Origin of the sequence: Sulfuricurvum sp. (assembly GCF_036279695.1) — a bacterium.
Taxonomy (GTDB): Bacteria; Campylobacterota; Campylobacteria; order Campylobacterales; family Sulfurimonadaceae; genus Sulfuricurvum.
In genome coordinates this window covers 1-10758 of the sequence record NZ_DASUIQ010000061.1, presented here as the reverse complement: position 1 = coordinate 10758, position 10758 = coordinate 1, and the positions used below count along the sequence as shown (strand labels likewise).

The window sequence follows — 10758 nt, the reverse complement described above, 5'->3', positions numbered from 1 at the left end:
GTGGAAGCGGCGTACAAGATTGAGATACCTCACAATGCCGAGATTATCCGCAATCTCGTCACCCTTTCGTTGTTCGTCCAAGATCATATCGTCCACTATTATCACCTCCATTCACTCGATTTCGTCGATATTACGGGTGCGCTCAGTGCCGATTGTACGAAAGCCGCCAAAGATGCGGCATTGTGGTGTGAGCACCCTTATCGCAACTCCGACGGTCATCTTGAAGCGATCAAAGAGAAGCTGGAAGGGTTTGTCAAAGCGGGGCGATTGGGACTGTTTGCCAACGGTTATTGGGGGCATTCATCATATCGTCTTAGCCCAGAGGAGAATCTGGTACACATGAACCATTATCTCGAAGCGTTACGGATTCAGCGGGAACTCTCCAAAGCGGTGGCGATTTTTGCGGGGAAAACCCCGCACCCTCAAAATCTCGTTGTCGGAGGGGTGACAAGCGTCGCCGATATGCTCAACCCACAACGGCTGAACGACTTTTTGTTTATTATCAAAGAGACGAGAGATTTTATCGAGCGTGCCTATGTGCCCGATATGGTGATGCTCGTCAATGCCTATCGTGACTCTATCAAATCAGGTGAGGGGCGAGCAGTCGGGAATTTCATGTGCTGCGGCGGATACCGATTCGGTAAAGATCAGCACCTATTTTCAAGCGGCGTTATCAAAGGGCATAATTTTGAGAGTGTCGAGCCGTTTGATAGTAGCAAAATCACCGAAGAGGCGTCGCGCTCGTGGTATGAAAACGATGCTCCCCTTTCACCGTATGAGGGAGATACGACACCGTTTTATACCGATCTTAACGATGACGGCTCTCTCAAGACCGAGGGAAAATACACGTGGGTCAAAGCACCCCGCTATGATGGCGAAGTGATGGAGGTGGGACCTCTTGCTCGTATGATTATGGGATATGTCCAAAATTCTCCCGTAGTTCGTCCGTACATGGAGCGATTTATGAAGCGCTCGGGGATGGAGCTGATCGATTTCTCCACGACGATAGGGCGCAATGCGGCGCGGGCGGTCGAAGCGCAAATCTGCTGCGATTATCTGTTTGATACGATGAGTGATTTGATCGAAAATATCAAATACTACGATGAGACGACATGGACAAAATACGTGTTTGAAGAGCTTCCTCGTGAGGCGAGGGGGGCGGGGATTTTCGAAGTACCGCGCGGGGTTTTGGGGCATTTTGTCCGTATCGAAGATGCCAAAATCGCCAACTATCAGGCGGTTGTCCCGACAACTTGGAACGCTTCACCCAAGGGAGCCAAAGAGGGACGCGGAGCATATGAGGAGTCGTTAATCGGGATTAAACTTGCCGATCCGTCCGCACCGCTAGAGGTGTTACGCGCGGTTCACTCATTCGATCCGTGTCTTGCGTGCGCGGTTCATGTGATCGATGCAACAGGGAAAGAGTTGTCGCAGTATAAAATTATGAATCAGTGTTCGCTATAATTACGAAAACAAATTTCATAATTAGGTAACAACATTGGCACGTCCCACAAAAGAAGAACGTAAAATCTCCATCATGAGTAAAGCACTGGAGCTTTTCTCCAAAGAGGGGTTTTACCAAACGACCATGCCCACCATCGCCGAAAAAATCGGGATGAGTGTCGGCAATCTTTATAACTATTTTACCTCCAAAGAGATGCTAGCCAAAGATCTCATCCTCTATATCGCCAATATTTTGGGTGAAGAGATCCGTAAGATTAACGAAAGCGATCGTACTACCCAAGAAAAAATCGAAGCGATTGTCCATATGTACTTTAAGATCGCGAAAGATCGACCCGAGACCATCGAGTATTTTTTACGGGTCTATCTCTCTAACCGTGAAGTGTTTCAAAATAGCTGTGAGGGGATGATTTGTGTCTCCGCATTTGTGACCGAGATGATGATTTTCTTCGAAGAGGGGGTTCGATCGGGTGATCTGAGAGATCAGGATTTTTTCAGTGCATTCGGTCTCTTTATGGGGTATCTAGGGGGAATGGTATTTATCAACGGTGAAAATATCCTCCCTAAACCGCTGGAGAGTTACGAACACACTATCGCCGAAAATATCTACTATGCCCTCAAATCCCGCTAAACTCCGCGTCATTTGGTTACAGGGGATCACCTGCAACGGCAACACCCACTCGTTTTTAAACGACCCCTCTTTGGGAAGGTTGTTGGATTCGATCGAATTTATCCACCACCCGATCCTTCCGTGTAAAAAAACACTCAAAGAACTGGTTAAAAAACTTCCAAAATCGGATATTCTGATTTTCGAGGGGGCATACCGAGCCGATTTTGAACGTGCTGAGGTGACGATGGAGAGCCTTTTGATGAGTCTCGCCCTGAAAGCGAAACATATCATTTCCCTCGGTAGCTGTGCGAGTTTCGGAGGAATTTTCAAAGAGTCTTCCCCCGAACATATCAGCGGGATACTTTTTGATAAAGAGGAGGAGAGCGGTCCTTTGCACTATATGCGTAAAAAAGTGATCACCCTCAGCGGATGTCCCATCCATCCCAAATGGCTTAGTTTTGTGATCGATATGATCGTTCAGGGAAAAAAAATCAGTGTCGATGAATATCGCCGTCCCAAAGAGCTTTACGGCTATCTCGTCCACAACGGCTGTCTGCGTAACGAGTATTTCGAGTGGAAAGTGGACAGTGAACATTTCGGTACCAAAGAGGGGTGCTTGTATTACGCCCAAGGGTGCCAAGGCCCCTTTACTCACGGCAGCTGTAACAAGATACTCTGGAACGAGGTGAGCTCTAAAACCCGTGCCGGAACACCGTGCGTCGGATGTACCGAACCCTCTTTCCCCAGAACGGAGCTCTTTAGCACCAAAACCTATATGTCGATCCCCGCTGATATGCCGCTGGGAATCCCGAAGCGAAGCTATCTCGCACTCGCAGGGGCGGCAAAATCGTTTCATATCAAACGGCTTGAGGGGAAATTGATCGATGATAACGCATGAACTGATCGAGCGGATCGAGGGGGAAGCGGTACTCGATTTTAAAACCGACAAAAGCGGAGCCGTCGAAGAAGCTGACATCCGATTTGTCCATTTTCGGGGGATGGAGGCTATTTTGGAGGGGCGCAATGCCCTCGATGCCTTGGTAATCGCTCCGCGCGTTTGCGGTATCTGCGGACACTCCCATCTCATCGCGGCGGTGCGGATGATCGAGAACGTCTACATCGATGCGGGATTTTCCCTCACCATTAGCCCCAAAGCCCGTGCGATTCGCGAAATCACCCTAGAGTGCGAACTGATCCAAAACCATATCAAATGGCTCTATCTCGTCATGCTTCATGAGAGCGGTAAGCTCTTGGGAGAAGAGGCAAATGTGTCGCTTAAAGCCCTTTATATAACCTCACAAATCAACCAACTCAGCGCCCTTTTCAGCGGGCAATGGCCGCACAGCTCCTACGCCATCCCCGGAGGGGTGACGTGCGATCCGACCCATATCGAGGTGATGCAGGCGTTGAAAATCCTCAGTGAGGTAGAGCAGTTCGTTGCCAAAGAGGTTTTGGGGTGCCCGTTAGAGAAGTTCGAGCTTCATCTAAAAAGCGATTCGCACCGCGCGCTGGAGGGGGATTTCTCAAAACTCTTGCACCGGTTTGAGCGGTTAAATCTGCTAAACTCAGGAAAAAGCCACGGACGGTTTTTAGTTTTAGCGGATAATGGAGGCTCACTCGACAACGGTGAGCGAAGCTCCGCCGATATTGCGTTCGTGAGTGAGGACAGCTCTCACATCTTTGCTCACGGCGGTAAAACGCACGCCAAAAATGCCCTATATAACGGGGTATTTTATGAGACGGGGCCACTTGCCCGTGCCCTCATCACTGAACGGCAGGGGATCGGATCACTCTATCAGCGCTACGGCGATTGTGCCATGACACGCTTGAGTGCCCGTATCGATGAGATGGTAACATTGATAGCTCATGTTCGCTCGTTGCTCACATCCCTCGATCTCTCGCAACCCTCATTTATCCCTCCCTCTCACATCGAGAGTATCAGCGGCTCTGGGGTAGGGATCGTCGAAGCACCACGCGGATCGCTGATCCACCGTGCCCGAATTGAGCGGGGGAAAATAGTAGAATATTCGATCATCACCCCGACGCAGTGGAATCTTGGAAACGGAACGTCATCGAATCTCGGTGTGGCACAGAGAGCGATGATAGGAGCGGAATCGATAGCGAAAGCATCACTCATCTTTCGCACCTTTGATGTTTGCTCGGTGTGTACGACGCATTAAAATAATCATATTCAGGTCAATGGATGCCAACTAACATAATTACCGACACCATGGACGTATTCGCCGAAAAATTCGAAAACGTTGATCTCCATGGCAAAAAGATCACCAAAGCTGAATTTGATGATTGCACCTTCGTCTCGTGCGATTTTAGCGAGACCTTTTTCTCCTCTTGCAAATTTACCGAATGCCGTTTCGAAAACTGCAATCTGAGCCTGATGAAACTCACCAGCACCAAAATGAGCGATGTCGAGTTTGTCTCGTGCAAGATGATCGGGATCGATTGGACGATGGCGGATTGGAAGAGTTTACTCAATGCCGATCCCTTGCATTTTCGTGAATGCATACTCAATGACAGCAATTTTTTCGGTCTGAATTTGGAAGGGTTGGTGATGCGGGAGTGCCGAGCCAAAGAGGTTGATTTTCGCAACGGAACGTTTCAAAAAGCAGACTTTAGCTTGAGCGATTTCAAAGGAGCGCTGTTCGGTAATACCCACCTCGAAGGTGCCAACTTCACCGACTCCTCCAACACCTCTATCGATGTACGCTCTAACCATCTCAAGGGGGCGATCTTCAACCGCTATGAGGCGCTGTTTCTCCTCGAATCGATGGGGATTGTGCTGGTTGATTGACAGTTGCATCATTTCTCTAAGATAACTTTTTTAAAACTTACTTTTTACTAACTCTTTCGAGAAAAATAATATTTTTTTATTGCTTGATTTTTTACGAAATGTATCTTTTTGTTCCAAAACTGAATAAGTATTCACTTTTTTTAAATAAATTTTATCTTTTAAATATTCGTTTAAGTTATCCAGTCGTAGAATACTGAATGATTGTTCATTAAATATTTGAGGAGGGGATTATGTCCGATAGAGTAGAAGCGGTTAAAAAGCTGTTCACTTCGAAAAGTTCGCGCGTCGAAACGAACAAGGGTGATACGTATTATCAAGACCTATTCGAAAAATGTGAGGCGCGTCTTAACGAGATGCGCTCTCAAACACCAGCGAACAAACTCGATTTTACCGATCTTTTAGAAGAGAACGGGATTGATCGACGTGAGTTTATGAAATGGGCGAGTGCAACGACAGCGATGTTGATGCTTCCTCCGATGTTTACACCGCTGGTTGCGGACGCGGCGGTGATGATGAATCGCGCTCCTGTTATTTGGTTGGAACTTCAAGACTGTGCGGGTAACTCCGAAGCTCTTTTACGTGCCGATGGACCGAAAATCGATGAGATTGTCCTCGACATCATCTCCCTCGAATTTCATGAAACGCTCCAAGCGGCGGCAGGGCATCAGGCTGAGAAACAACTCGATGAAGCGATGGAACATTTCAAAGGTAAATACCTCCTTTTCGTAGAGGGTGCTATCCCTATGGGTATGGACGGTCAGTACGGAACCATCGGGATCAAAGGTGAGACATTCCATGATCACTTGGTTCGCTGTGCCGAAAATGCGGCGGCGGTTATCGCGGTCGGAAGCTGTGCGACATTCGGAGGGATCCCTGCTGCTGCTCCGAACCCTACCGGTGCGGTCGGGGTTATGGACGTTGTCAAAAACAAACCTCTTATCAATATTCCGGCATGTCCGGCAAACCCTGCCAATATGGTGGGTGTGATCTTGCATTATGTCTTGACGGGACAAGTGCCTGAACTCGATTCACTTCTCCGTCCTAAATTTGCATTCGGTTATCGTATCCATGATAACTGCGAACGTCGTGCACACTTCGATGCGGGTGAATACGTAGAAGAGTGGGGAGATGTCGGTGCGCAAAACAACTTCTGTCTCTACAAAATGGGATGTAAAGGACCGATGACGTTTAATAACTGTTCTATCGTTCGTTATAACGAAGCGGTCAACTGGCCTATCGGGGTAGGACGCGGATGTATCGGTTGTTCGGAACCCGATTTCTGGGATAAATATGCGTATGAACGTCCGATGGCGGATGCGAAAATCAAAGCACCGACAGGCGGCGTTGAAAAAACCGTTGATGAATTCGGTTTGGGCATGTTGACCGCAGCCGGTATCGGTATCGCGATTCACGCCGCAGCGAGCGCAGTAGCAGGTAAACGAGAAGAAGGAGAGAGCCATGAGTAAACATATTGTAGTAGATCCGATTACCCGTATTGAGGGGCATTTACGTATTGAAGCGGTTATCGACGATAACAACACAATCGTAGACGCGTACAGTGCTTCGACGATGTTCCGTGGTATTGAAACGATTTTGCAAGGGCGTGACCCTCGTGACTGCGGATTGTTGGCGATGCGTATTTGCGGTGTTTGTACCGGTACTCACTATCAACGTTCTATCGAAGCGGTTGAGGATGCGTTTAACATTACCATCCCTAAAAATGCCCGTATCGTTCGTAACCTTATCCAAGGTGCGTTGTATGTGCATGACCATGTCGTCCATTTCTATCATCTCCATGCGCTCGATTTCGTTGATGTTGTTTCCGCACTCTCAGCCGATCCGGCTAAAACAGCGGCAGAAGCTCGCAAATGGGCAACTGTAGCGGGCTCAACACCGTTTATCGACGGTGAGAGCGAATTTAAAGCGATCCAAGAACGTGTGGCAAAATTTGTCAAACAAGGACGTTTGGGGATTTTCGGAAACGGTTACTGGGGTAATCCTCACTATAAACTTACTCCGGAACAAAACCTTATCGGGGTTGCCCACTATTTGTTGGCACTTGACGTTCAACGCGATATGGCAAAAATGCAGGCGATCTTCGGGGGTAAAAACCCGCATCCACAATCCATCGTTGTCGGTGGGGTAACGTGTGTTCAAGATATTCAAAACCCTGCACGTTTGGCTCTTTTCAAATCGCTCCTTCTTCAAGGGACTAAATTTGTCAAAGAAGCCTACTTGCCGGACGTTTACATGGCGGGAACCATGTATGCGGGTGAAGCAACAGATTCTAAAGCAACTTTCAGTGAGTTGATGGGGGGCAAAGGGGTCGGTGGAACCGGCGGCGGATTGCTCAACTTTATGAGTTACGGAGATTTCCGTCTCGATGATACAGGATTCTATAAATCAGCACTTCTCTTCCCTAAAGGGGTTGTGATGGGTGGAGACATCTCCAAAGTCCTTCCGTTGGATGAAGCAAAAATCATGGAAGACGTGACCCACTCATGGTATAAAGGCACCAAGCCTCTCCATCCGTATGATGGGGAAACCATCCCTGAATATACAGGATTGGATCGTAAAGAAGACGGAAACGCGTATCTCAAAACCAAAGAGAAATATAGCTGGATCAAATCACCGATCTATAACGATGCTCGCGTCGAAGTAGGACCGTTGGCACGTATGGTTATCGGTGTTGCGGCTAAAGATGAGCGTATTACCAAATACGTGACTAACTTCCTCAAACGGGGTAATCTTCCGGTTACAGTCCTCTTTAGTACCGTTGGACGTACTGCGGCTCGCGCCGTTGAAACGGAACTTATGGCGGATGTAATGGTTGAGTGGATCGATGAACTCGCTAAAAACGTTTTATCAGGTGATAAAAGTACATGGACGGAGTTTGATTTTGATGCCGTCAGCGTAAGTGCTAAAGGTCGCGGTATGGCGGAAGCTCCTCGTGGAGCACTCGGTCACTGGGTACGTATCGAAAATGGAAAAGTAGCGAACTACCAAGCAATCGTTCCATCCACATGGAATGCGGCTCCTCGCGATCACAAAAATCGTCTGGGTGCGTATGAAGCGAGTTTGATCGGGACGAAAGTAGCCAACCCTGAACAACCGTTGGAGATTATCCGTACCATCCACAGTTTTGACCCTTGTATCGCTTGTGCGGTTCACGTTGTCGATACCAAAGGTAAAGAGCTTGCTGTTTACAAAGTAGATACCTCTTGCAGTATCTAAGGAGACAATCATGAAACAGGGGTACAAACAAGTCAAACGTATGACACCCGCAATGCGCATCATCCACTGGGTGAATGCGATTTGTATGATTGGTGCCGTCGTAACAGGGCTTTACATCGGTCATCCGTACTATCAAACGTTCATAGCTGATGGTGCTGTCGATAAATACGTGATGGCATGGAATCGTTACGGGCACTTTATTATTGCGATTTTATTCGATGTAACATCGGTGATTATCGCGTATCTATACTTTTTCAGCCGTTTTGAAAAACCGTACAAGAAGTTAATTCCAAACGCTCAAAATGTTAGCGAGTTTAAAGCGGTCTTGGTTAATCTATTGACACTCAATCGTAAAAAAGAGTTTGATTCATCTCATGCGGACAGTTTCAATACCGTCTATTTTACGATTTTTCATATACTACTCATCTGGATGCTTTTCACAGGGCTACAGTTGTATGTACATGGATTGGGTTCAGGAATCAGCTCTATCGGAGCATGGTGGCCGTGGATGCTTCATTTGGTTACTGACTGGACGATTCCGGTTACGGGCGGAACTTTGATGGATGTTCGGATTTCACATCATACGACGATGTGGTTGATCATTTGTTGGGTAGTATTTCATATCTATTACCAAATCTGGAGAACCATTTTCTGGAAAGAGGCGGACATCGCGATCGTTATCGGCGGGTCGAAATTCGTCAAAGAATAAAAGCTCACGGACAAATGTCCGTGACTCTTTTTGTTCACTCTCTTTCGAGAGGGTGAGTAAAGAGAGCAAAGGACGGCTATGGCATTCGCATTAGAGGTGATGACCTCATTTACACAACCCACGATTAAAAATTATCTTATTTCGATCATCCGAAGTTTCGGTATCAAAGCGGTTGTTCATCAGCAAAAAAACAAAATTATTTGTGCATTTGATGAGAGTGATGAGAAATTGCAAGGGTGTTTGGAACAGATTGCCGCGACACTTCCCGCTTCGTGTTTTATGAGCAGTTCACAACACTATGAGTTAGAGGGGGAACCTGAGCGGGTACCTGATTTCGAGGTGGAGTATCCGGTGTCACTCGGATTATGCCCTTCGTGTCAAAAAGAGATGTTCGATCCCTCCTCAAAACGCTACTATTACCCTTTTACCCAATGCACCCTTTGCGGCGGGCAATACGCATTTTTTGAGCATTATCCCTATGCGCGTGAAAACAGCGCATTGAAATATGTAAAACCGTGTCCGACATGTGACGAGGAAGGCAAAACTCTCGGGCGTCGTGAAAAGCAGGTTCTAAACTCTTGTCACACCTGCGGTATCCCCGTAAAACTGATCCACAAAGATAAAGAGCGCTATGCGAACGATGCGGGGAGTTTTCGAACGTTATTTGAAGTTGCTGCCAAAGCATTGCGCGATGGTAAAACATTGCTCATGAAAACAACGATGGGGTATCGGTTGTTTGAGCGTCGTGAAAAGCTTCCTCAAGGCTCTGTGTTGATGCTCTCTAATGCGATGAAAATCACCGACTATTGCTCTCTCATCAATGATGAGTTTAACGCATTACTCAGTATCGAGCGTCCGATTTTACACGTAGCACTCAAAGATGAAGCTCTGCGCGAGACATTCGGAACTTCGGTGGATGTCAAATACCCTGATGAGGGGTTCTCTATCCTTCTTGCTAAAGAGCTAACCCTTTTGGGGATCGATTTTATTACGTATCAATCGCTAGAACATCCGTGCGAAGCTGATTTTGTGATGGATTTTGATCTGGAGATCAACACTCAAAGCGATATGCGATTGTTTATCAACAAGGATATTAAATTTATCGCTTCGGGGGAGCGGGTTTCGTTTCCGTCTCGTTTAGCGTATGGGGCTGATACCCTCAGTATCGCGCATGGTCTTGTCGGGATCAAAGATGAACGAGGGGTACTGTTCGATCAAATCGGTCGCTTTGAGAGTGCATCAACGCTGAAAGTCAATCAATTGGATTCTGAAACACCTGCCGTAGAATCGGCTAACTTTCATCCGATTAGTGCCGATGAAGCTTCATTTATGTCGGTGATCGCCGAGCATAACAAATTTGGAACCAAAGTCGTGGGTGCTTATTTCGAGGGGGAACCGTCGTTTCTCTATTATGACGGCAAAAAAGTGATTCGGGTCGTCCCGCCGAAACACTTCAGCGGGAGCGGTATCATCGAAGCGATGCGAGGATTACGCGAAGGGTCGGATCGGCTTATCGAGAGTGTCGAAAAAAACCATCCGCAGTTGCATGAAATTTTGGTGAGAATCGAAAATAGCAATGTGAATCTTTTTGAAGCGACAGCGATGATTTTGGGACTCGAAGAGGAGAGTTTCGAGGGAGTTGTAAAAGAGGCATTGAAGTTCATCGGCAAAGGGGGACTCCAGATCGATACCAAGGTGGAGGATAACCGTTTCAACCATGTCGCATTTTTGGCGAGTATCATTAGTTACCGCCTTGCGGGTGTCGGTTCAGTTTATTTAAGCTATTCTATCTTCGAATCTTTCGGAGACTATTTCAGCGAACTGCTCACCGAGATAAAAGGGAAAACTAAAGCGACCGATATTGTCCTATGCGGCACCTATTTTGCCGGACAGTCGCTCTTTAGCCGTCTACAGAGAAATTTGAAGGCAACTCCT

General features: G+C 47.3%; 8 protein-coding genes and 1 pseudogene. All 9 read left to right on the top strand.

Going from position 1 to position 10758, the window contains the following annotated elements; all coding sequences use genetic code 11:
* The coding region (locus VFW36_RS06000; protein ID WP_329657904.1) for a nickel-dependent hydrogenase large subunit at positions 1-1464 on the top strand (1464 nt) is incomplete at its 5' end.
* 34 nt (positions 1465-1498) lie between these two features.
* The gene (locus VFW36_RS05995; protein WP_329657903.1) at positions 1499-2092 is read left to right on the top strand and encodes a TetR/AcrR family transcriptional regulator; all 594 of its coding nucleotides are present in this window, start codon (positions 1499-1501) and stop codon (positions 2090-2092) included.
* Positions 2073-2969, top strand: coding sequence for a hydrogenase (locus VFW36_RS05990; protein ID WP_329657902.1), 897 nt, complete (start codon positions 2073-2075; stop codon positions 2967-2969). The genes VFW36_RS05995 and VFW36_RS05990 overlap by 20 nt, the downstream gene beginning before the upstream one ends.
* Complete coding sequence (locus VFW36_RS05985) at positions 2956-4251, top strand: nickel-dependent hydrogenase large subunit (RefSeq protein ID WP_329657901.1); 1296 nt, start codon at positions 2956-2958, stop codon at positions 4249-4251. The genes VFW36_RS05990 and VFW36_RS05985 overlap by 14 nt, the downstream gene beginning before the upstream one ends.
* Before the next feature lie 23 nt (positions 4252-4274).
* Positions 4275-4880, top strand: a complete 606-nt coding sequence (locus tag VFW36_RS05980; RefSeq protein WP_329657900.1) for a pentapeptide repeat-containing protein — start codon at positions 4275-4277, stop codon at positions 4878-4880.
* A 230-nt stretch (positions 4881-5110) separates the two neighbouring features.
* Complete coding sequence (locus VFW36_RS05975) at positions 5111-6346, top strand: hydrogenase small subunit (protein WP_329657899.1); 1236 nt, start codon at positions 5111-5113, stop codon at positions 6344-6346.
* Entirely contained in the window at positions 6339-8114 is a 1776-nt protein-coding gene (locus tag VFW36_RS05970) for a nickel-dependent hydrogenase large subunit (protein ID WP_329657898.1), read from the top strand. The genes VFW36_RS05975 and VFW36_RS05970 overlap by 8 nt, the downstream gene beginning before the upstream one ends.
* 10 nt (positions 8115-8124) lie before the next feature.
* Positions 8125-8823 (top strand): cytochrome b/b6 domain-containing protein, encoded by a 699-nt coding sequence (locus VFW36_RS05965; RefSeq protein WP_329657897.1) that lies wholly within the window; start codon positions 8125-8127, stop codon positions 8821-8823.
* Positions 8824-8901: 78 nt separating this feature from the next.
* A pseudogene (locus tag VFW36_RS05960) lies at positions 8902-10758 on the top strand (hypothetical protein); the annotation flags it as partial.

Excerpts from the sequence above, each read along its gene's own strand:
- VFW36_RS05990 (WP_329657902.1), top strand. The coding sequence starts at position 2,073 with ATGCCCTCAAATCCCGCTAAACTCCGCGTCATTTGGTTACAGGGGATC.
- VFW36_RS05985 (WP_329657901.1), top strand. The coding sequence starts at position 2,956 with ATGATAACGCATGAACTGATCGAGCGGATCGAGGGGGAAGCGGTACTC.
- VFW36_RS05980 (WP_329657900.1), top strand. The coding sequence starts at position 4,275 with ATGCCAACTAACATAATTACCGACACCATGGACGTATTCGCCGAAAAA.
- VFW36_RS05975 (WP_329657899.1), top strand. The coding sequence starts at position 5,111 with ATGTCCGATAGAGTAGAAGCGGTTAAAAAGCTGTTCACTTCGAAAAGT.
- VFW36_RS05970 (WP_329657898.1), top strand. The coding sequence starts at position 6,339 with ATGAGTAAACATATTGTAGTAGATCCGATTACCCGTATTGAGGGGCAT.
- VFW36_RS05965 (WP_329657897.1), top strand. The coding sequence starts at position 8,125 with ATGAAACAGGGGTACAAACAAGTCAAACGTATGACACCCGCAATGCGC.